This window comes from Mucilaginibacter sp. KACC 22773 (assembly GCF_028736215.1).
In the GTDB taxonomy this organism is placed as follows: Bacteria; Bacteroidota; Bacteroidia; order Sphingobacteriales; family Sphingobacteriaceae; genus Mucilaginibacter.
In genome coordinates this window covers 5,102,507-5,123,566 of the sequence record NZ_CP117883.1, presented here as the reverse complement: position 1 = coordinate 5,123,566, position 21,060 = coordinate 5,102,507, and the positions used below count along the sequence as shown (strand labels likewise).

The 21,060-nt window shown below is 41.9% G+C and carries 21 protein-coding genes; 9 read left to right on the top strand and 12 right to left on the bottom strand.

The genetic code is table 11. The features are described 5' to 3' along the window. Positions 1-91 precede the first annotated feature (91 nt). On the bottom strand, positions 92-697 hold the full coding sequence (locus PQ469_RS21075) for a hypothetical protein (protein WP_274209442.1): 606 nt from the start codon (positions 695-697) through the stop codon (positions 92-94). Between the two features lie 218 nt (positions 698-915). Further along, complete coding sequence (lon, locus tag PQ469_RS21070) at positions 916-3,390, bottom strand: endopeptidase La (protein WP_274209441.1); 2,475 nt, start codon at positions 3,388-3,390, stop codon at positions 916-918. 366 nt (positions 3,391-3,756) lie between these two features. On the opposite strand from lon, the gene PQ469_RS21065 reads away from it, so the two are divergent. Further along, positions 3,757-4,398, top strand: coding sequence for a tetratricopeptide repeat protein (locus PQ469_RS21065; RefSeq protein WP_274209440.1), 642 nt, complete (start codon positions 3,757-3,759; stop codon positions 4,396-4,398). 16 nt (positions 4,399-4,414) lie between these two features. On the opposite strand, the gene PQ469_RS21060 is transcribed toward PQ469_RS21065, so the two are convergent. After that, entirely contained in the window at positions 4,415-4,975 is a 561-nt protein-coding gene (locus tag PQ469_RS21060) for a hypothetical protein (protein ID WP_274209439.1), read from the bottom strand. Next, positions 4,962-6,485 (bottom strand): 2,3-bisphosphoglycerate-independent phosphoglycerate mutase, encoded by a 1,524-nt coding sequence (gene gpmI / locus PQ469_RS21055; RefSeq protein WP_274209438.1) that lies wholly within the window; start codon positions 6,483-6,485, stop codon positions 4,962-4,964. Before gpmI ends, PQ469_RS21060 begins: the two co-directional genes overlap by 14 nt. Positions 6,486-6,671: 186 nt before the next feature. Between gpmI and PQ469_RS21050 the strand changes: the two genes are divergently transcribed. From PQ469_RS21050 to PQ469_RS21030, 5 genes are all read left to right on the top strand, one after another. Beyond that, the gene (locus PQ469_RS21050; protein ID WP_274209437.1) at positions 6,672-7,070 is read left to right on the top strand and encodes a DUF4783 domain-containing protein; all 399 of its coding nucleotides are present in this window, start codon (positions 6,672-6,674) and stop codon (positions 7,068-7,070) included. 267 nt (positions 7,071-7,337) lie between these two features. Beyond that, on the top strand, positions 7,338-8,183 hold the full coding sequence (gene nadC, locus PQ469_RS21045; protein ID WP_274209436.1) for a carboxylating nicotinate-nucleotide diphosphorylase: 846 nt from the start codon (positions 7,338-7,340) through the stop codon (positions 8,181-8,183). Positions 8,184-8,312: 129 nt separating this feature from the next. Continuing rightward, complete coding sequence (gene plsY / locus PQ469_RS21040; RefSeq protein ID WP_274209435.1) at positions 8,313-8,960, top strand: glycerol-3-phosphate 1-O-acyltransferase PlsY; 648 nt, start codon at positions 8,313-8,315, stop codon at positions 8,958-8,960. Between the two features lie 5 nt (positions 8,961-8,965). Beyond that, positions 8,966-9,769: a M48 family metallopeptidase gene (locus PQ469_RS21035; RefSeq protein ID WP_090652787.1), complete on the top strand. Its 804-nt coding sequence runs from the start codon at positions 8,966-8,968 to the stop codon at positions 9,767-9,769. Positions 9,770-9,892: 123 nt separating this feature from the next. Beyond that, complete coding sequence (locus PQ469_RS21030; protein ID WP_090652788.1) at positions 9,893-10,618, top strand: YqjF family protein; 726 nt, start codon at positions 9,893-9,895, stop codon at positions 10,616-10,618. Between the two features lie 13 nt (positions 10,619-10,631). Here the strand turns inward: PQ469_RS21030 and PQ469_RS21025 are convergent, their stop codons facing one another. The 6 genes from PQ469_RS21025 to PQ469_RS21000 form a co-directional block, all read right to left on the bottom strand. Continuing rightward, complete coding sequence (locus tag PQ469_RS21025) at positions 10,632-11,894, bottom strand: anthranilate synthase component I family protein (protein ID WP_337993742.1); 1,263 nt, start codon at positions 11,892-11,894, stop codon at positions 10,632-10,634. Between the two features lie 98 nt (positions 11,895-11,992). Next, positions 11,993-13,270: an adenylosuccinate synthase gene (locus PQ469_RS21020; protein ID WP_090652789.1), complete on the bottom strand. Its 1,278-nt coding sequence runs from the start codon at positions 13,268-13,270 to the stop codon at positions 11,993-11,995. After that, the gene (locus PQ469_RS21015) at positions 13,270-13,902 is read right to left on the bottom strand and encodes a nucleotidyl transferase AbiEii/AbiGii toxin family protein (RefSeq protein ID WP_274209434.1); all 633 of its coding nucleotides are present in this window, start codon (positions 13,900-13,902) and stop codon (positions 13,270-13,272) included. Before PQ469_RS21015 ends, PQ469_RS21020 begins: the two co-directional genes overlap by 1 nt. After that, positions 13,857-14,150 carry a DUF6922 domain-containing protein gene (locus tag PQ469_RS21010; RefSeq protein WP_090652791.1) on the bottom strand — a complete coding sequence of 98 codons (294 nt, stop codon included), beginning with the start codon at positions 14,148-14,150 and terminating at the stop codon, positions 13,857-13,859. The genes PQ469_RS21015 and PQ469_RS21010 overlap by 46 nt, the downstream gene beginning before the upstream one ends. Before the next feature lie 2 nt (positions 14,151-14,152). Then, on the bottom strand, positions 14,153-14,620 hold the full coding sequence (locus PQ469_RS21005) for a Fur family transcriptional regulator (protein WP_090652792.1): 468 nt from the start codon (positions 14,618-14,620) through the stop codon (positions 14,153-14,155). A 149-nt stretch (positions 14,621-14,769) separates the two neighbouring features. Further along, entirely contained in the window at positions 14,770-16,992 is a 2,223-nt protein-coding gene (locus PQ469_RS21000) for a RelA/SpoT family protein (RefSeq protein WP_090652793.1), read from the bottom strand. Between the two features lie 186 nt (positions 16,993-17,178). On the opposite strand from PQ469_RS21000, the gene PQ469_RS20995 reads away from it, so the two are divergent. Genes PQ469_RS20995 through bshB1 form a run of 3 tightly spaced genes read left to right on the top strand, consistent with a single transcriptional unit; the run spans position 17,179 to position 18,951 of the window. Continuing rightward, positions 17,179-17,715: a DUF4294 domain-containing protein gene (locus tag PQ469_RS20995; RefSeq protein WP_255369930.1), complete on the top strand. Its 537-nt coding sequence runs from the start codon at positions 17,179-17,181 to the stop codon at positions 17,713-17,715. 2 nt (positions 17,716-17,717) lie between these two features. Further along, on the top strand, positions 17,718-18,218 hold the full coding sequence (locus PQ469_RS20990; protein ID WP_090652795.1) for a glutathione peroxidase: 501 nt from the start codon (positions 17,718-17,720) through the stop codon (positions 18,216-18,218). A 13-nt stretch (positions 18,219-18,231) separates the two neighbouring features. Then, the gene (gene bshB1, locus PQ469_RS20985; RefSeq protein WP_274209433.1) at positions 18,232-18,951 is read left to right on the top strand and encodes a bacillithiol biosynthesis deacetylase BshB1; all 720 of its coding nucleotides are present in this window, start codon (positions 18,232-18,234) and stop codon (positions 18,949-18,951) included. A 78-nt stretch (positions 18,952-19,029) separates the two neighbouring features. Here the strand turns inward: bshB1 and PQ469_RS20980 are convergent, their stop codons facing one another. Both PQ469_RS20980 and lat read right to left on the bottom strand, forming a co-directional pair. Continuing rightward, positions 19,030-19,467, bottom strand: coding sequence for a hypothetical protein (locus PQ469_RS20980; protein WP_274209432.1), 438 nt, complete (start codon positions 19,465-19,467; stop codon positions 19,030-19,032). Positions 19,468-19,663: 196 nt separating this feature from the next. Further along, positions 19,664-20,995, bottom strand: a complete 1,332-nt coding sequence (lat, locus tag PQ469_RS20975; protein ID WP_274209431.1) for an L-lysine 6-transaminase — start codon at positions 20,993-20,995, stop codon at positions 19,664-19,666. Between the last annotated feature and the right edge of the window lie 65 nt (positions 20,996-21,060).

The window sequence follows — 21,060 nt, the reverse complement described above, 5'->3', positions numbered from 1 at the left end:
GTAAGTCTTTCACCGTCGTGTCAATCCTCCTTCAGCGTCTCGCCAAATTTGATTGCCCGAAATAATGTTTTAGAGAAAATTTCCAGGAAAATTACTTGAACGTATAACCTACGCTGACGCCGCCGGCTGCAATAATGCCCTCATCACAGATTATGGGTACAAAGCCTATTCTTAAATTGATGCCGCGTTCCTGTGGCTGATAACGATAGCCTATTGTTGCTGTGCCAATAAAGCCGGTAATCCTGTCGAAAATAAATGTTTTGCCATTACTGTTTCCATGCGAATTTAAAAAGGTAGTGCCTGCGCCAAGTTCAATCAGGCTGTTGCCTTTTCCTAACAGGTAATTTATTTGTATCGGAACAGAAAATACATCATTGCCGTCGGTTGCAAAATAACCAGCGCCGGCCCTAAAGCCCAGTCCGGTACGCTTGTGGCCAAAGCGCATATCATAATTTAGTGTTAAAGCGAGGCCTGGCCCGCCAACTTCAAAAAAAGCCGTTTGGGCGCGTTCACCTTCCGGTTCAGAGCTGGTTGAATCAACCTTGGTAGTATCTATAACCACAGTTTTAGTACCGGTCGGATGCGATTTTTTAACGGTATCCGTCATGTTAGGCTCAACAATTTGTGCCGATGCGTTAAGTCCAGACAATAGGAGCAGCGTAAGAATAATTCCGTTGAGCGTAAAAAATTTCTTCATTATTTAGGTAAGTTGAACTAATATGGCAATTCATGTTGTATTACGCTAAAGGGAAATAAAAGGTTTCAAAAACGGTGGCTCGTGGATGTAAGCGATGGAATTGGTTTGATTACCAGTTGAATAAAAACAATGGGAATCAAAATATCAGCGTTAAATAGGGTAAAATATACGGCATCTCCATATAAACAAAAAAGGCACCTGATGAGGCGCCTTTTTGTTTAGTTTAAAACAGGTTTTGTTTCTTCCTTAACCGTAAGGTCAAGCGGTTCGCTCACCTTTTCATCCAGTAATGCAAGCTTAATCACATCGCGCATATCGGTTACGTAATGGAAATTCAAATCTTTTATATAATCCTCTTTAATTTCCAGGATATCTTTCTGGTTTGATTTACATAGGATGATCTCTTTGATATTGGCGCGCTTCGCCGCAAGTATTTTTTCCCTGATCCCCCCAACGGCCAAAACGCGGCCGCGTAAGGTTATCTCGCCTGTCATGGCCAGGTTGGGTTTTACTTTGCGTTGCGTAAATGCCGAAACCAGGGCTGTGAGCATGGTGATACCTGCCGATGGGCCATCCTTTGGCGTAGCGCCTGCCGGTACGTGCACATGCACGTCCCAAAGGTCAAAAAGTTTAGGGTTGATGTCAAAATAACCGGCATGGGCCCTTAAATAAGCCAGTGCAATGGTTACCGATTCTTTCATCACATCGCCCAGGCTGCCGGTAAGCGTTAAACGGCCTTTGCCGGGGCTTAAGCTTGCTTCGATGAACAGGATATCGCCGCCAACCGATGTCCAGGCCAGGCCTGTTACAACGCCGGCTACATCATTGCCTTCGTAAAGATCTTTGTCGAATATAGGCGCACCCAATATTTTTTCGATATCTTTTTTATTTACCGCCGGATTGTAAGGCTCTTCCAAAGCGATGTTTTTGGCAATGCCACGCACTACCGAACCTATCTTTTTCTCCAGCGCACGTACGCCAGATTCACGGGTATAATCAACAATGATTTTTTCCAGGATCTCGCTTTTAAGGGCAATGTCTTTTAATTTTAAGCCATGCGCCTCGCGTTGTTTGGGTACAAGGTGTTGTTTGGCTATTTCTATTTTTTCTTCGATGGTATAGCCGTTCACCTCAATAATCTCCATCCTGTCTAATAGCGCAGGCTGGATACTGCTCAGGGAGTTGGCAGTTGCAATAAACATTACGTTGGATAGGTCGAAGTCCATCTCAACGTAGTGATCATAAAAAGTGCTGTTTTGTTCGGGGTCAAGCACTTCCAGTAAAGCCGAAGACGGGTCTCCGCGGAAATCGTTTCCTACCTTATCAATCTCGTCTAAAATAAAAACAGGATTTGCCGCGCCTGCTTTTTTCACCGATTGGATGATGCGGCCCGGCATTGCGCCGATATAAGTTTTACGGTGGCCACGAATCTCGGCTTCGTCGCGGATACCGCCCAAAGCCATGCGCACATATTTGCGGCCCAAAGCCTTGGCGATAGATTTACCCAGCGAGGTTTTACCAACTCCGGGAGGGCCAACCAGGCAAAGGATGGGGGCTTTCATGTCGCGCTTTAATTTCAGCACGGCCAGGTATTCAATAATGCGTTGTTTAACCTTATCCAATCCAAAATGGTCTTTATCCAAAACCTTTTGGGCGCGTTTCAGGTCGAAGTTATCTTTAGTAAACTCGTTCCATGGCAAATCAAGCAATAACTCCAGGTAATTTATCTGTACCGAGTAATCTGCCGCTGCAGGGTTGGTGCGGGCAAGCTTCTCCAGCTCTTTGGTAAAATGATCTTTAACCTCTTTAGCCCATTTCCTTTTAACAGCACGCTGGCGTAAGCTCTCTATCTCTAAATCAGGAGAATTACCGCCCAACTCTTCCTGTATAGTTTTAAGCTGTTGATTTAAAAAATAATCGCGTTGCTGTTTATCCAAATCAACACGCACCTTGCTTTGAATCTGGTTTTTTAACTCCAGCATCTGCAAATCAAGTGTAAGGTGTTCCAGTACCAGGTTAATCCTTTCGCGCAAACTGGCAACTTCCAACAGGCGTTGCTTGGCCGCCATATCGGCATTCATGTTTGATGATATAAAGTTGATCAAAAATGAAGTGCTCTCAATATTGCGGATAGCTATGCCGGCTTCGCTGGGGATATTTGGCGATAGCTGGATAATATTCATGGCCATGTCTTTTATAGACGATACCATGGCCTTAAATTCTTTATCCTCTTTTATTTTGGTTTCGTGAAAAGGCTCAACGGTTGCTTTAATATAGGGTTCTGACTGAACCTCATCTTTTAAAACAAAACGTTTTTTACCCTGCAAAATAACTGTGGTGTTACCGTCGGGCATTTGCAGCATTTTGATGATGAGCGCAATGGTACCAACTTTATTCAATTGGTTAAAATTGGGGTCTTCAATACCCACATCCTGTTGCGCAACTACCCCAATCATCCGGTTGCCTTTATTGGCATCACGAATAAGTTTGATTGATTTGTCGCGGCCAACGGTTATCGGGATAACAACCCCGGGAAACAGCACAGTATTACGCAGCGGCAGAATGGCCAGTAAATCAGGCAATTGCTCGTTGTTCATTTCCTCTTCGTCTTCGGTAGACATTAAAGGAAAAAACTCCGAGTCTTCATTTATAACCGGTAAAGCATTTTTAAAATCGAATGGATCGAAACTCATTAATATATTTTTTGTGTAGAAAATAACGTCATGTTGTCAGCCCATAAACTTATTGGGCTTGTAATATACAGGTAAACGATGATTAAAACCTGTGCGGTATTATGGTTCAAGAGCTGTGCCAAGTTGGGTTAATAATGAATTCCGTTTGATTTGGTGTTGTAATATTTTGATTATGTGGCAATTGTAAAATTAGCATCAATTTTTCAAATAAGCAGGATTTTGTTGTTAAAGATGAAAAAAAGTCATAGTATCGCTTTCCCGATTAAGGTACCCTGATGGAATTATTTTTAATAAATTTAATTTTGGCATAATAATTCGAAGGAATGATAGTTAATGATATACAATTTGTTCACCATTAATCCGTTGATGAGGCTTTCAGTTATTTTACCATTCCTGCTACTGTCAACCATTGAAACTACATTGGCGCAAAGCGCTTATGTAAAAATGGGGCAGCAAGCTGTTATGGATGGTGATTTCAGATCGGCAGTAGCCCACCTCGAAAAAGCCTGTATCACCGATTCTACCAATGCCAATGCTTTGTGGATGTTGGGCTATTCTTACTATCACAGCGATAACTACAAAAAATCAATAGCTGCTTATACCCGCGTAATTGCTATAAAACCGGCTGATGCTACTGCTTACTATTACAGGGCGCGCGCAAAAAGCTACTTAGGTAGAGATAACCAAACTAAAGATGCCGATAAAGAACTATATTTATTAGGCGCCATTGTTGACCTTACCAAAGCCATATCTATCAACGACGACCCAGGCGATAGTAAATACTACCAAAACAGGGGTATAGCCTACCGCGATTACGGCGTATTCAAACTCCAAACAAATTCCCGCTTTTATGACAGGAGCCGTGGTGTAAATTCATTAAAAGCATCTATTGCCGATCTTGAAAAGATATTGAACGCCAACCCGGGCCGCAACGATATCGCAGTGCTTATCGATCAATCAAAAGAAAAGCTGAACCAGGCAAGTTCAACAGCTGCTACAAAACATTAATAGTTGCTGCGATAACTTAATGTTTTAAGATTCCCTTTATCCTATACAAATTCTTCCCCATTAGCCTCACTTGCTGCGATTTCTCTATCTGGTAAACCGAATCTGGAAAGTAGCTTAATTTTTCGTGTGTTTCGTAAAGCAGGTTTTTGGTATGGTTAAATATTGCAATCCATTTTACTTTGTCGCCGTCTTTTTTAATCATCACCTCGGTTGTACGCAAATCGGGGGTTTTGGCCCGGTAAATAATTAGCGAATCGGTGTTTAATACGCTGTAACTGTTTTTCCAGGCCGGGCGGTTAATGTCTGAAAGAATGAAGAGATTAAATTCCTGCCCCCAGTTGGCAATTTGTACGGTTTTGTTTTCTGTTACGCCGTTGTGGGTAACGGTTTTATCAACCTGTGGATTTAGTTTGGTTAGCCTGGCAGTATCACCTTTAAAATACCCGGCTATATCAAAATACTTAAGCGTACCGTTTGATTGCGTTTTATCGGGCCTGCAGGCTTGCAAACCCAATAAAAGCAAAATGCCACCCAACAGGGTGGCATTATAAGTTAGTTTCAGTTTATACCAATACATTACCGGTCATTTCCGCGGGGATATCAACCCCAAGTATTTTTAAAATGGTAGGTGCTATATCGCCCAGTTTACCATCGTTTACGTGGGTTACATCTTTGTCTATTATGATACAAGGCACCAGGTTGGTGGTGTGGGCGGTGTTTGGTGTGCCATCATCATTAATCATATAGTCGGCGTTACCGTGATCGGCAATGATGATAAAGCTATATCCATTGGCTAAACCAGCTTCAACAACCGCTTTTGTGCAGGCATCTGCAGTCTCGGCTGCTTTAACAACGGCGCTAAAAACACCGGTGTGCCCAACCATATCGGTATTGGCAAAGTTCAGGCAAACAAAATCAGGCCAGCCGCTTTCCAGTTCAGGAATGATAGCATCGCGAATGCCTGCCGCGCTCATCTCTGGCTGCAAATCATAAGTTGCCACTTTGGGCGATGGCACCAGCAAACGTTTTTCGTTATCAAATTCGCGCTCGCGTCCGCCAGAGAAGAAGAAAGTTACGTGTGGGTATTTTTCGGTCTCGGCAATGCGGATCTGCGTTTTGCCTGCATTCTGCAAAATTTCGCCTAATGTTTTGGTCAGGTCTTCTTTATTAAAAACTACCTGTACGTTTTTAAATGTTTCATCATATGGCGTCATAGTGATGTAACGGATATTCAACGGGTGCAGGTTATACTCCGGGAACGACTTTTGGGTTAACGCCAGGCTAATCTCGCGGCCTCTGTCTGTACGGAAGTTAAAGCAGATAACAACATCGCCATCTTTTATAACAGCCAAAGGCTTACCGTCGGCATCAACCCTAACTATTGGTTTTATAAATTCGTCGGTAACACCCTCTTCGTATGATTTTTTGATCAGGTCGGTGATGTGTTGCGTGGCTTCACCTTCACCTTTAACCATAAGGTCGTAAGCCAGTTTAACGCGTTCCCAGCGGTTATCGCGGTCCATCGCATAATATCTGCCTATGGCGGTGGCAATTTGTGCAGACGTACCCGCTATATGTTCTTCCAGTTCAGTTATAAAACCTAAGCCCGATTTAGGGTCGGTATCGCGTCCATCTAAAAAAGCATGAATAAATACATTGTTTACATCCAGCTGTTTTGCTGCATCGCAAAGGCCCTTTACATGCCTGATGTGTGAGTGTACACCACCATCAGATACTAAACCGATGAAGTGAACATCCTTATTGTTTTGTTTGGCATATTCAAAAGCATCTTTTAAAACCGGAATGGTGGGTAATTCGTTATCATCAACCGCTTTATGAATGCGGCCTAATTCCTGGTAAACTACCCGGCCTGCGCCAAGGTTCATGTGTCCAACTTCGGAGTTGCCCATTTGTCCGGCGGGTAAACCTACCGCCATACCCGAAGCTTCCAGTTTGGAGTTTGGATAAGTTTGCAGCATCATGTCAACAAAAGGAGTGTTGGCGGCAAGTATAGCGTTCGATTGATCGTTACGGCCGTAACCCCAGCCATCGAGGATAATTAATGCGAGTTTTTTTTTATTTTCCACATTGCAAATATAAATGCAACAATGTACTTATGGCTATAAATTTTGAATTTAGATTTATACTTAAACCGTGCTGATTGTTAAGATAATAATTGAAGGCAAAAACAGTTATATCTCAACATTGAGCAGAAAAAATCACCTCTTTTTTGTCAAATGTAACTTTAAACCGTTTTTTCACGTATTTATGATATGAAGTTACTTTACCTGTCGTCGTTTTTAATTTTGTTGCTGATGCCTGGCAGGGTAGCGGCCGACGCCATGGATAATGTGGCTAATTTGATAAAGCAGGGTAACAGTAAAGAAATTGGTAAGCTGTTTGCCCCAACCGTAGAGATGTCGGTGATGGCCGAAGAACAATCATATCCGCAAACCCAGGCCACATCGGTGCTCAGCGATTTTTTTACTAAGCATAAGCCACAAACAATAAAGCTGCTACACAAAGTGAACTCCAGCGCCAGCATTCAGCTTGGCGTATATATTTTAACCACCGCCGATAAACAGGAATACCGCATTGCCTTTACCCTGAAAGATGTTGGCGGCACCATGCGCATCATCGAATTGGGAATTGAGGACGAGAAGGTGAAGTAAATGTGCAAATTTCAGATGTGCAGATATGCAGATGATTTTTTGATTGATTAGATTGTTTTCTGAACGGCGATTACGCAGATTAATGGATTAATCAGATGTCATCCAGCGTAAAAAATCCGGGAATCTAATAAATCCGCTTAATCAGGGTTCAGACATATTCATCTGCACATCTGGAATTTGAAATCTGCACATCTAAAATTTGCACATTATCTTTTCATCTGCACATCTGAAAAATCACTACTTTTGGGGCTTAAAAAAGTAATTATCTTGGATAAAGAACTTGTTGACCAGTTTATAATTAATGCTTTAAAAGAGGATGTTGGCGATGGTGATCATACTTCCTTATCAACCATTCCTGCCGATACTACAGGCAAAGCACAACTTTTGGTAAAAGATGAAGGCATCTTAGCCGGTGTCGAATTAGCTATTGAGATATTTAAAATAGTAGACCCTAACCTTAAAGTAACCCTTTTTTTGCAGGATGGCGCTGTTGTTAAGTATAAGGATGTAGCGTTTGAGGTAGAAGGCAGTGCCCGCAGCATCCTGCTTGCCGAGCGTTTGGTACTGAATTGTATGCAACGAATGTCGGGAATTGCTACAAAAACCAACGAGATAGTTGATTTGCTGAAAGGCACCAATACAAAAGTTTTAGATACCCGTAAAACAACACCAGGCTTGCGCTATCTTGAAAAATGGGCCGTAAAAATAGGTGGCGGTGTAAATCATCGGTTTGGTTTGTATGATATGATATTGATTAAAGACAATCATGTTGACTACGCCGGTGGTATACGGCAAGCTATTGAAAGTGCAAATCAGTATCTTTCAGATCATCATAAAAAACTTGCCATCGAAATTGAGGTGCGTAACCTGGAAGAGTTGGAAGAGGTATTGCAAACCGGCAACATAAACCGTATCTTGTTAGACAACTTTAACTTCGCCGAACTGCGGCAGGCGGTTAATATTATTAATGGCCGGTTTATAACCGAGGCATCGGGTGGTATAACAATTGATACTATACGCGAATATGCTGATTGCGGAGTTGATTATATCTCTGTTGGTGCGCTCACGCATTCGGTAAAAAGCCTCGACCTTAGTTTAAAGGCTGTTAAGTAAATTAATTGTTTATCGTTGTTGTAAACATTTGAGTTAAAGCCGGGCTATCAAAATCTGGCTATTAAAGCACTGCGTTTAAATTATGATTAGAGTTTTAGTACGGTATCAATTTTGTAATATTGCAGGTAAATGATCAACGTATACTCAGTTTCGGCGCTCATCCTTGCTTATCTCTGCGGGTCTATCCCAACGGCTGTTTGGATTGGCCTGGCGTTTTATGATATTGATGTAAGGGAGTATGGCAGCGGTAACGCAGGGGCAACCAACACCTTTAGGGTATTGGGCAAACAGGCCGGTATTCCTGTAATGCTGCTTGATATCTTAAAAGGATGGACAGCTACCAACCTTGCTTTCTTTATCGGTGTTTCTACCACCGGGCCTTACAATTCTGCAAGCTATATGAATTACGCACTGGCTTTAGGTGTGGCTGCGGTTATGGGTCACTTGTTTCCGATATTTGCCGGTTTTAGGGGTGGCAAAGGCGTTGCTACTTTATTTGGAATGATTTTGGCTATACATTTGCACGCCGCTTTATTGTGCGTGTTGGTGTTTGTGGTGGTGTTGTTGCTTACAAAGTATGTGTCGCTTAGCTCAATTGCCGCGGCTTTTACATATCCTATAGGCGTTTCGTTTGTGTTCCCTACCTCTATAAGGTCGGTTGTTATATACGGGATGTGTATTTGCTTGCTAATTTTGGTAACCCATCAAAAAAATATCGAACGCTTATTAAAGGGCACCGAATCGAAAGTTAATTTTTTAAAGAAAAAAGCTGCCTAATCATTATGAAAAAATTCCTGTCTGCATTTTTAGCAATAACTATGGTTATTGCACTGTTCTCCTGTTCAACAGTGCCACTTACCGGTCGCAAACAATTAAGCCTGGTGGGTGACGCCGAAGTAAATCAATCTGCCGCTGCCAGCTACAGCCAACTATTATCAGATCCTAAAACAAAAGTAATTAACAGCGGAACGGATGCCCAACGTGTAAAACGGATAGGCAATAACCTGGCTGTAGCTATTGAAACCTATCTGAAAAATAACGGCTATGGCGATCAATACACCTTTAAATGGGAGTTTAACCTGATCCAGAGCCCTGAAGTAAATGCATGGTGTATGCCTGGCGGTAAAGTAGCTGTATATAGTGGTTTACTGCCGGTAGCCAATACCGATGCTTACCTGGCTGTAGTAATGGGCCACGAAATTGGACACGCTATTGCCAGGCATTCTGCCGAACGGATTTCGCAGGAAATGTTGGTGCAGGGCGGTGGTGCTTTAGTAGGCGCAGCCACAGCCGATAAGTCACAAGCTACACAATCGGCCATAGGTACTTTATATGGGGTTGGTACTCAATTAAAATTATTAAGCTATTCGCGTGCGCAGGAGTCAGAGGCAGATCGTTTGGGATTAACATTTATGGCCATGGCCGGATATGATCCGCATAGTGCCATCGCATTTTGGCAACGGATGGCTGCTCAGAATAAAGGAGGATCGCCACCCGAGTTTTTGAGTACTCACCCTGCCGACGCCACCCGCATAGCCAATATTCAAAACCTTATACCCGAGGCTATGAAGTATTATAAAAAATAGTGAATGGTGAGAGGTGAGTGGTGAATGGTGAGTAGTTAGTTGAAATACATTCAATAGCTGTTAATTCACTACTCACCGCTCACAACTGACCACTCACCAATTCACCGCTCACCCCTCACCAAAATGCCCAAACCGCAATTCTTAAAAGCGCAATGGAAAAACCTGGTAATGATAAATTACGAGGTGGATCCCACTATTCTTGATCCCTATTTACCACCCGGCACCGAACTTGACTTATGGCAGGGCAAAGCATTGGTGAGTATGGTAGGCTTTATGTTTTTAGATACAAAGGTGCTGGGCATCAAATGGCCATGGCATGTAGATTTTGAGGAGGTGAATCTTCGTTTTTATGTAAAGCACTTTAACGGAACAGAATGGAAGCGCGGGGCCGTTTTTGTAAGTGAAATAGTACCTAAGCCAATAATAGCAGTTATTGCAAATAATTTATACAAAGAGCATTATAGCGCCATGCCCATGCGCCACAGTGTACTGGAGGCCGGAGATTATACTCAATTTTTATACGAGTGGAAGTTTAAAGGCAAATGGAATAAGCTTGGCGCAACCGCCAGCAATCAATTACTGGATATACAACCCGGTAGTAGCGAAGAATTTATTTTCGAGCATTATTGGGGATATAATAAACTTTCGGCCACAACCACTATGGAATACCAGGTTGAACATGTGTCGTGGCAAACTGGCAAGGTTAAAGGTTATATTTTTGAAGCTGATGTGGCAGGGCTATATGGCGAAGCATTTAAACCTTATTTAGAGAAAGAGCCGGTTTCGGCTTTTTTTGCCGTTGGATCGGATATTAGGGTGAGGATGGGAGATAAGATTGTGGTAAAATAGTAAAGTTCGGATACTATCCTCCCAAAACCTCCAGCACCGCCTTGGCTTTCAATAAACATTCCTCATATTCCTTCTCTGCGTCGGCATGGTAGGTAATAGCACTCCCTGCATGGAATGATAAGTATCCGTTATCAGCGTTGTACAGCAGCGATCTGATTACTACGTTAAAATCAAAATCATCATCCGGAGCAAAGTAGCCTACCGCGCCGGAGTAAACGCCGCGCTTACTTCGTTCGTATTGTTCCATCAATTGCATGGCGCTTATTTTAGGCGCACCGGTCATGCTGCCCATGGGGAAAGTGTTTTTAATGGCTTGTATTGCAGATAAGTCGTCACGTAACTCACATACTACGGTTGAGATCATCTGGTGTACCTGGCGGAAGCTGTGAATGCCGAAAAGCTCTTCAGTTTTAACCGTTCCCTGTTTGGCCGATTTGGTAAGATCGTTGCGTACAAGGTCAACAATCATTACATTTTCCTGTAGTTCTTTAGGATGGTTTCGTAGTTCATGTTTAACCAGTTCATCAGCCTCCAAATTGTCATGCCTTTTGGCCGTGCCCTTGATGGGCTGCGATATGAGTTTACTGCCTCGTTTGGCTAAAAAGCGTTCGGGCGAGGCGCCCAATATGTAATTGTTTTTCCACTTAAAAAAAGTGGAAAACGGATTGGGGGAAACACGATTAAGCTGCGTAAATACGCTCAAAGGATCAATATGTACATCTTCAACATAAAACTCCTGGCAAAAATTGGTTACATAAATATCGCCCCGTGTAATATGTTTCTGGATGGCGGTTACGGCATCAATATATTCCTGTTTTGTAAACCTGCTTTTTAAATTTATTGACGGCTCATCACCATTCGTAATTGGCTCCTGCTCATCAATACAGCTAAAAACATGTTTAGGCTCATCGCTAATAATCTCCGCTTTATTGCCTTTGATAATAATCAGGTGTACCGGCGCAAAAAAATACAGATCTGGAAAGTTGAGGCCATCTAAGTTTTGTGAGGATGATTTTTCGACTTCGTTTTTCAGATCGTAGCCCAAAAAGCCACAAAGCCAACCGGGATTATCTGTGCGAAAGTTTTGTAAGTCACCAAACGCAGAACCTGCGCTTGCTTTTATTTGTGCCTTGCTGCCAATGGCTATCAGTGTGTCAAATTTGGTGTAGGGGTCATCAAAACCATTCGAGTCAAGGTAGCATACCCAATTATATGATGATGCCCACTGCAGGGCTTTAAGCTTGAAATTTTGCAGATTATCTACCTGTACTATCACCCTGCAAAAATAACCAAGTAAATGAAAAAAGACCGGGTAACCGGTCTTTTTATACGATGATGCTGAGGTTTGTTAATGTACAAACGTTGTGATCAATATTAATGCAATACCAATGTCTGCTTCCTGTCTGGCCCTACAGATAAATATTTTACTGGTACGCCCAGCTCTGCTTCCAGGTAATCGATGTATGATTGCAGTTTGGCAGGTATTTCAGATAATTCGGTAATACCTGTTAAATCTTCGTTCCAGCCATCAATTTCCTTCAAAACCGGCACCGGGCTTACCGAGCAGATATCATAAGGCATGTAATCAATAGTTTCGCCTAAATAGTTGTAGTGGGTACAAGCGTAAATTTTATCAAAACCGCTTAATACATCAGCTTTAGTCATTACCAGTTGGGTAACGCCATTAAGCATTATAGCGTATTTTAAAGCCGGCAGATCAATCCATCCGGTACGGCGGGGCCTGCCTGTGGTTGCGCCAAATTCGTGGCCTATACGGCGTAACTCTTCGCCTGTTTCGTCTTCCAGTTCGGTAGGGAAGGGGCCGCCCCCAACACGGGTACAATAAGCTTTAAAAATACCTATCACATCGCCAATTTGCTGTGGGGCTATTCCTAAACCGGTGCATGCACCGGCCGCTGTAGTATTTGACGAAGTAACAAACGGGTAACTTCCAAAATCAATATCCAGCATGGCCCCCTGAGCGCCTTCTGCTAAAACTTTTTTGCCTTTTTTAATATAGTCGTTCACCAGGTGCTCCGAATCAACTAATGGGAATTGTTTGAGAAAATCAATAGCTTCAAAAAACAATTGCTCACGTTCAGAAAAATCGGCAACCTCGCCGTACATGGCGGTAAGCATTGCCGTATGTTTGTCAACCAGTTTCTGGTAACGCTCTTTGAAATCGGGCAGGGTGATATCGCCTATACGCAACCCGTTCCTGCCGGTTTTATCCATATAAGTAGGACCGATACCTTTTAAAGTCGATCCGATTTTACCTTCGCCCATTTTCTTTTCAGATGCGGCATCAAGCAATTGATGGGTAGGTAGTATCAGGTGTGCTTTTTTTGCAATCAGCAGGTTCTTTTTAGCTAACAGGTCGTGCCCTGCATCTTTCAGCTTATCTATTTCTTTTTTAAGGGTGATAGGGTCAATCACTACGCCATTACCAATAAGGTTCATGGTGTTTTCAAAAAATATACCTGAAGGAATAGTATTCAACACGAATTTTTTACCATCGAACTCCAAAGTATGCCCGGCATTAGGGCCGCCCTGGAAACGTGCAATCAGGTCATAACCTGCGCTAAGCACATCAACAATTTTTCCTTTACCTTCATCGCCCCATTGGAGGCCTAATAATACGTCAACAGCCATTAATTTCTAATATTTCTATAATAATCGTCAAATGCTTTCACGATGGTGGTTTTTACTTTATCCCAGGTCATACCATCTAATGACTCGGGAGATATTGTATTTTCGGCGTCAGCGAAGTAAATCACTGATCTTATGACCGCAAAGGTATCATCATATGTATATCTATCATGATAAAATTGAAAAAGATTTTCGAATGTGTAAAACTCCAAAAGTTTGGCGATGTCCCAGAAATCCTTTTTAACACCTCTGCCTTTCACAGCGTTGAGTTTCAAAGCTATCAAATCTTTGGTATCGGCAAACGGTATATTGTCTATAAATTGGATGGGGTTTAAAAAAGGATCTCTTACTGAAACAAAATCGACCTTTACGTCCTGAATGATGCACTGATAGATTGATTTAGTTCTGTCATTTACAGTGTTAATACGGCCAAAATTATCTTCAAGGGTTTCTACTAAAATGTCTTTTTCAAGAGGTCGGTCTGAAAAAAAATCGAGATCTATTGATTTTCTATGGCCATATAACAGAGAAAGTGCTGTACCGCCAACCAACCTGAATTGTTTTAATTCAGGCAATGAAACAATTTTTCTTAAAAGTTCCAGTGTTGCTGGTTCAACTGTTTCTTCTCGTAACATTTAAAGTCGGTAGGTGTTACCTTAAACAAGGTACAGCAAAAGTTTATGCTCATATCTGAAAGCCATAAAGCCTGCAAAGCCAGTTTGCCTACTTTATCAAACCCATAAAACTTAATCAGGTTATTAAAGTCTTGTTCTTTGCCTCGTTCTAAAACCTTTTCCACAACATGCGCCGCATTCTTTTCATAGTCAATACTATCCATATCCACATCCCAAAATGCCTGTTTGCTTAAAATAGGTTTGTCCATGATTATACCCTTCTGTCGCAATTGCCCTCACGTAATTTGGCACAGTTACCATAAAGGTTTAGCGAGTGGTGTTTAATATCGAATTTTAAAATGTCGCCCATCATGCTCTGTATCTGCTGAATCCGCGGGTCGCAAAACTCCACTACTTTACCGCAGTCGATGCAAATGATGTGGTCATGCTGTTTGTAGCCGTATGATTTCTCAAACTGGGCCATGTTTTTGCCAAACTGGTGTTTGGTTACCAGGTCGCATGACACCAGCAGTTCAAGCGTGTTATATACCGTTGCACGACTAACGCGGTATTTTTTATTTTTCATGTGGATATAAAGAGATTCCACATCAAAGTGATCTGAGCGCGAGTAAATTTCTTCGAGTATTGCAAAACGCTCCGGCGTTTTGCGCAGGTTTTTATTCTCAAGGTAAGCCTCAAAAATTTTTTTAACCAATGCTATAGTATCCGGTTGGGGCATAATGGTCTGTTAAGCAGGCAAAGTTATTAATAATTTGGTTTATTGGTTGAATAAGTTGATTAAGTTGCATTGGGTTGAATAAGTTGATTGAGTTTGATTGCTTGAATAAGTTAACCTAATCAACTCAATCAACCACTCACTCCCCCACCTCAAGAAGCTTTTTCAATCACCGAATCAAATCTATTGACGCCGGTAACGCCTTTAATCAGTTTTATTTTTTTGATCAGGTTTTCAAGGTGATTGGTATCGTTTACGTAAACCATTATCGATCCTTCAAAAATACCGTTATCACTATCAACGGTAATGGAGCGGATATTTACCTTAAAATCGGTTGATATTACGGTGGTAAGTTTATTGATTAACCCAACTTCGTCAATTCCGGTTATTCTTAAACCAGTTAAAAATGCGAGCTCCTGTTGGTTGGTCCAGCGGGCCTTCACAATCCGGTAGCCATAATTGGCCATCAGCTTCGCGGCATTCGGGCAATTGGTGCGGTGTATTTTAATGCCATCGCTTACGGTAACAAAGCCAAACACATCATCGCCGGGGATAGGGTTACAGCAATTGGCCAGTTTATAGTCAATTTTCTGCATATCCTCACCAATCAGCAGCATGTCGGCGTCTTTCGATTTCAGGTTACGGATAAGGTTTTGAACTTGCTCCTGTTCAATTTTGTCCTGGGGCTTGTTTTCAACGTTTTTTTCAAATGCCTGGTATTCTTTCAGGTCCTTCATGTCTATCACACCCTTGGCAATGTTATAAAACAGGTCCTGGGTTGATTGCAGTTTGAAAAAGTAGCTCAGTTTGTGCAGGTTTTCGGAGTTATAAGTGATTTTAAGCGATTTCATTTTACGCTCCAATATCTCTTTCCCATCCTCAGCAACTTTACGTTTTTCTTCTTTTAAGGCCGATTTTATTTTGGCTTTAGCCTTTGCAGTAACCACAAAATTCAGCCAATCCTCTTTGGGGGTTTGCTTGCCCGAGGTGATAATCTCTACCTGGTCGCCGTTTTGCAGTTTATAGCTAAGGGGCACCAGTTTATGGTTTACTTTGGCGCCGATACAGCTGGCGCCTACGTCGGTATGTATCTCAAATGCAAAATCCAGGGCTGTGGCATTAAGCGGCAATTGGATAAGCGCCCCCTTTGGGGTAAAAATAAAAATTTCATCGCTGAACAAATTCATCTTGAAATCGTCGATAAAATCCAGGGCGTTAGTGTCGGGGTTTTTAAGCATATCCCTTACCTTTTGCACCCATTGATCAAGCCCGCTATCGGTTGATGATTCCTTGTATTTCCAATGCGCGGCAAAACCTTTCTCGGCAATCTCGTTCATGCGTTTGGTACGTATTTGTACTTCAACCCATTGCCCGCGCGGGCCCATAACGGTGGTGTGCAATGATTCGTACCCGTTTGCTTTGGGCGACGATATCCAATCGCGCAGCCTGTCGGGGTTGGGGCGGTATTGGTCGGTAACTATGCTGTAGGCCTTCCAGCAATCGGCTTTTTCCTGGTCGGGGGCGCTATCTAAAATTATCCTAATGGCAAAAAGATCATATACCTCCTCAAAGGGGATAGATTTTTTCTTCATCTTATTCCAAATGGAGTGGATAGATTTTGGCCTGCCAAACACATCGGCATGAATTTCCTGGGCCTGCAGCGCCTTGTTAACAGGTTCAATAAAATCGCGGATAAAGCGCTCGCGTTCGGCTTTCTTCTCGTTCAGCTTCTTTTTGATGAACTGGTAAGTCTCGCGCTCCATGTATTTCATGGATAGGTCTTCCAGTTCAGATTTTATAGCATATAAACCCAGCCTGTGTGCCAGGGGGGCATACAGGTAAACGGTTTCTGACGATAGTTTAAGCTGCTTATCGCGCGGCATAAACTCCATGGTGCGCATATTATGCAGCCTATCGGCCAGTTTTATGAGTATTACCCGTACGTCATCGGCCAGGGTAAGCAGCATTTTACGGAAGTTCTCGGCCTGTAACGAGCTGTTGGTATCAAATACGCCCGATATTTTAGTTAAGCCGTCAATAATTTTGGCCACCTTTTTACCAAACTCCATCTCAATTTCGTCCAGCGTCATATTGGTATCTTCTACCACATCATGCAGCAGGGCGCATACTATTGATGTAGTGCCCAGACCAATCTCTTCGGCGGCTATCTGGGCAACTGCAATAGGATGGTATATATAGGGTTCGCCGCTTTTACGGCGCATATCTTTGTGGCTTTCAAGTGCCATGTCAAACGCCTTGCGTATCATGCGTTTATCGCCCTTTTGCAGGGTCGATTTACAGGCGCGCAACAATGCACGATATCTTTTTAGTATCTCATTCTTCTCGGCTTCCAGATCAATCTCTATCTCTTTCATATATGCTATAGGCGGTATTAATAAGATAAACTTGTAATTGAAAATTATTATTACAGATTATATTAAAATACCACAAAAATTTCCTTTAATTTTGTTTTAAGTAAAAATATGAAATTTATTGGTTTTCTGTTGATGTTTTGTTGCTTAGTGAGCCAGGTAAGGGCTCAGACAGATAAACCTGCACCTATGATATTAGGCAAAAATGATACCATAAGGGTGGCCGTAACCGATGTTGACGGAGAACTGATACCATGGGTAGTTTGCCCGCCAATAAGAATTGTAGATACCCGCATATTTGCTAATGATGCCGATAGGGACAATTACCGCCGATTGCGTTATAACGTAATGAAAGTGTTGCCTTACGCACGTTTTGCAGGCCAGCGGTACGCAAAATTACAGCGGGATCTGGCGCTAACCGGCGATAAAAAGAAGCAGAAAGAATTAATAGGAAACTGCGAAACCGAAATTAAAACATTGTTCAATAAGGAAATTAAAAATCTGACAATTAGTCAGGGTGAAGTTCTGATTAAATTGATTGACCGCGAAACCGGGCAAACAAGCTACACCATGGTAAAAGAACTTAAAGGTGGTTTTAAGGCATTTATGTTTCAGTCTGTAGCCAGTATATTTGGCCACAACCTTAAAGAAACTTACGACCCAGACGAGCAGAGAGATATCGAGGCCATACTTACCCAGGCCGGATATAATTCCACTAACTACTGATAATGGATAACACAAGCGTCTACGAGTTTAACGTTCAAAAGTTAAACGGTGATGATATTAGCCTGTCGGCTTATAAAAATAAAGTACTCTTAATTGTTAATACCGCCTCTCAATGCGGCTTTACACCGCAGCTTAAAGATCTGGCCGAACTGAAAGATCAGTTTAAGGATGCTGATTTCGAGATACTCGCTTTTCCATCGAATGATTTTGGAGGACAGGAGCCTTTGGAAGGCGCCGCTATTGCTGCTTTTTGCGAAAATGCTGGTGCCAACTACCCGGTATTTGATAAAATAAGGGTCCGCGGGCCTTTTGCACACCCGTTATACCAGTTTTTTGCTGATAAGAAAGCAAACGGTAAACTTAAGTCGGTGCCGAGGTGGAATTTTCATAAGTTTTTGATTGATAGGGAAGGACACGTTACCGACTTTTATTTTCCTTTTACCAAGCCAACATCTTCAAAAATCCGGAAAAAGATTGAACGCCTTTTGGCAGCCGCTCGTTAACACAAACACTATAATGAAATTAGATATTTTAGTTTTATCGGTACATCCCGATGATGCCGAACTTGGATGCTCAGGCACTATTTTAAAACACATTGCCATGGGCTATAAGGTGGGTATTGTTGACCTTACCCGCGGCGAATTAGGTACAAGGGGATCGGCTGAGATACGTGAGCAGGAAGCCGCCGCAGCCGCCGAAATATTAGGTCTGTCGGTAAGGGATAACCTGGCTATTCCTGATGGTTTTTTTGAAAATACGCGCGAATATCAATTACAGGTAATTGCGGCAATCCGCAAATATCAACCGGAAATTTTAATAACCAATGCCTACTATGACCGGCATCCAGATCATGGCCGCGCCAACGAACTGGTAGAGGCATCGGCATTTTTATCGGGCTTACGTAAAATAGAAACTTTTGAAAACGGAGAACCGCAGCAGGCGTGGCGGCCAAACCTGGTGTTGCACTTTATACAGGATAACTATATAAAACCGGATATTTTAATTGATGTCACCGCATATTGGGATAAAAAGGTAGAGAGTATTTATGCTTATGGTTCGCAGTTTTACAACCCCGAATGGGAAAATGAACCCCAAACCTACATATCAACCCCCGAATTTATAAATGTGGTTGCAGCCCGTGCCAGCGAATTTGGTAAAAGTATTGGTGTTAAATATGCAGAAGGCTATACCAGCAGGAAAATTTTAGGGGTAGATAATTTATTTGCTTTAAAATAATATATTATTTAACTGAAAATAAAATAAGCCAATGTCTTTTTAAGATATTGGCTTATTTTATAATATTGGTTTAAATATTTAAGCTTTGATATATTCAAAACGATTATTCTCATTGCTTCTTTCTCGCCTCAGTTTATTTTCGTTTGCCAGTTTTAAAAGGATACCGGATAACTCCGAAGTTTTAAAATCCGAATCAAACTGCTCTTTACAATAGTTGGCTATTGATGAGATGGAACGTTGGGTATCAAAAAAGTCGGTACTTAATAATTGATTCAATATCTTGGTTGCCCCTGGCTTTTTACGCCCCGAATTAGCAAAATTTTCATCGTCTGGACGCATTTTACGCCCTTTTTTGCTAAAAATTTCAGATCCATCGGCATCCGCCTTTTCCGACTCAATCATTACGTCCAGTAGTCTGTCGATGATTCGTACCTGTACAGCTTCTGACTGAAATGAGTTAACAACTTCTGCTACCTCAACAAGTTGTTTTTTTAATTTCTCTATATGTTTGCTCATGATGAACTAGATTTGAATTCTAACAGGAATTGTCAAATCTAACTGGAATAATAATTAAAAATATAGCGTATTTTGGTAAAAAAGTTGTTTATGTTAATATTTCAGCTCTTTTTGTGCTAACAATTGGCAAAACATATATTAAATACTAAACAGCATTCACTGTGAGTAGCGATCCTTTGGTTTATAATACGACCTATTATAATGTTTTGGCTATTTTCTCCAGCATTTCAAGCCCGGTATCTATATGATTTTTTTCGATAATAAGCGCCGGCCTGAAGCGAATGCTCTTATCGCCACAGCCTAAATACATGATGTTATTATCTAATCCTTTGTTAATGAAGGTATCGCGCTTGCTTTTGTCAGGGAAATCAAAGGCTGTAAGCAGGCCCTTACCTCGTACATTACTGATAACGGGTATCCTGGCCGAAATTTCGCTAAGTTGATTTTGTAAATAATCGCCCATTTCTGCGGCATTTTGGCAAAGGTTATCCTCCTCAATCACTTCCATTATTTTTGATGACCTTACCATATCAACCAAACTACCGCCCCAGGTTGAGTTAATGCGCGATGAAACATGGAATACATTGTTCTCAATTTCGTCTACCCGGTTACTGCATAATATGCCGCAAACCTGCATCTTTTTGCCAAAAGCCAAAATGTCTGGCCGGGCTTTGGGACCAAAGTGCTCATGGCACCAAAATTTGCCGGTAAGGCCAACGCCTGTTTGCACTTCATCGTAAATTAACATGGCTTCGTATTCATCGGCAAGCTCACGCAGCTTTTCTAAAAATTCCTTGCGTACGTGGTTATCCCCACCTTCTGATTGTACCGGTTCAATAATAATAGCGCAAACATCATCTTTATTATCTTCAAAAGCTTTCCTGATTTGGGCTACAGACAATTGCTCACGTTGCAGCAAGTCTTCATGATTAGCGTCGCTGTAGGGGAAATTCATATACGGTACCGATACCCTTGGCCAGTCAAACTTGGCAAACCATTTGGTTTTATTGGGCACTGTATTGGTAAGGCTAAGGGTATAGCCGGACCGGCCATGAAAAGCGTGCTCAAAATGGATCACTTTAAACCCTCGTTCTTTTGTATACCCCCGGGCAAAATTCTTTTGCACCTTCCAGTCCATGGCAACTTTTAAGGCATTTTCGATAGCCAATGAACCACCAGCTATAAAAAAAGCGTGCGGCAAATAATCGGGTATACCAATCCTTGAAAATGTTTCTACAAATTGCGCGTACTGAGTGGTATATATATCAGAGTTGGATGGGTTGGTTAATGCCGCCAGCATCAGGTTTTTTTTAAACTCTTCGTCGTTCACCATTTTGGGGTGATTGTAGCCTAATGGAACCGAAGCAAAGCAGGTAAAAAAATCAAGGAGTGTCCTATCATTTTTTGAATCATAAATATATACGCCCTTGCTTTTTTCCATGTCAAAAGTGAGGTCGAAGCCATCGGCAAGTACGTGCTTCTGTAATGAAGCCTGAACGTTTTGGGGTGAAACAAGTAGATTGTACATATCAATTTTGGTTTATACAAATCTACAAAAAAGCCCTCAAAAACAAAATTTAGGCGGTTTTTGAA

Bases quoted from the DNA above. Each gene is read 5' to 3' on its own strand.
- PQ469_RS21000 (WP_090652793.1), bottom strand. From the start codon at position 16,992: ATGAAAGAGATAGAGATTGATCTGGAAGCCGAGAAGAATGAGATACTA.
- PQ469_RS20980 (WP_274209432.1), bottom strand. From the start codon at position 19,467: ATGAGCAAACATATAGAGAAATTAAAAAAACAACTTGTTGAGGTAGCA.
- lat (WP_274209431.1), bottom strand. From the start codon at position 20,995: ATGTACAATCTACTTGTTTCACCCCAAAACGTTCAGGCTTCATTACAG.
- bshB1 (WP_274209433.1), top strand. From the start codon at position 18,232: ATGAAATTAGATATTTTAGTTTTATCGGTACATCCCGATGATGCCGAA.
- PQ469_RS21050 (WP_274209437.1), top strand. From the start codon at position 6,672: ATGAAGTTACTTTACCTGTCGTCGTTTTTAATTTTGTTGCTGATGCCT.
- PQ469_RS21005 (WP_090652792.1), bottom strand. From the start codon at position 14,620: ATGCCCCAACCGGATACTATAGCATTGGTTAAAAAAATTTTTGAGGCT.
- PQ469_RS21020 (WP_090652789.1), bottom strand. From the start codon at position 13,270: ATGGCTGTTGACGTATTATTAGGCCTCCAATGGGGCGATGAAGGTAAA.
- PQ469_RS21060 (WP_274209439.1), bottom strand. From the start codon at position 4,975: ATGTATTGGTATAAACTGAAACTAACTTATAATGCCACCCTGTTGGGT.
- PQ469_RS21065 (WP_274209440.1), top strand. From the start codon at position 3,757: ATGAGGCTTTCAGTTATTTTACCATTCCTGCTACTGTCAACCATTGAA.
- PQ469_RS20990 (WP_090652795.1), top strand. From the start codon at position 17,718: ATGGATAACACAAGCGTCTACGAGTTTAACGTTCAAAAGTTAAACGGT.
- PQ469_RS21010 (WP_090652791.1), bottom strand. From the start codon at position 14,150: ATGGACAAACCTATTTTAAGCAAACAGGCATTTTGGGATGTGGATATG.
- PQ469_RS21035 (WP_090652787.1), top strand. From the start codon at position 8,966: ATGAAAAAATTCCTGTCTGCATTTTTAGCAATAACTATGGTTATTGCA.
- PQ469_RS21015 (WP_274209434.1), bottom strand. From the start codon at position 13,902: ATGTTACGAGAAGAAACAGTTGAACCAGCAACACTGGAACTTTTAAGA.
- plsY (WP_274209435.1), top strand. From the start codon at position 8,313: ATGATCAACGTATACTCAGTTTCGGCGCTCATCCTTGCTTATCTCTGC.
- PQ469_RS21075 (WP_274209442.1), bottom strand. From the start codon at position 697: ATGAAGAAATTTTTTACGCTCAACGGAATTATTCTTACGCTGCTCCTA.
- PQ469_RS20995 (WP_255369930.1), top strand. From the start codon at position 17,179: ATGATATTAGGCAAAAATGATACCATAAGGGTGGCCGTAACCGATGTT.
- PQ469_RS21030 (WP_090652788.1), top strand. From the start codon at position 9,893: ATGCCCAAACCGCAATTCTTAAAAGCGCAATGGAAAAACCTGGTAATG.
- lon (WP_274209441.1), bottom strand. From the start codon at position 3,390: ATGAGTTTCGATCCATTCGATTTTAAAAATGCTTTACCGGTTATAAAT.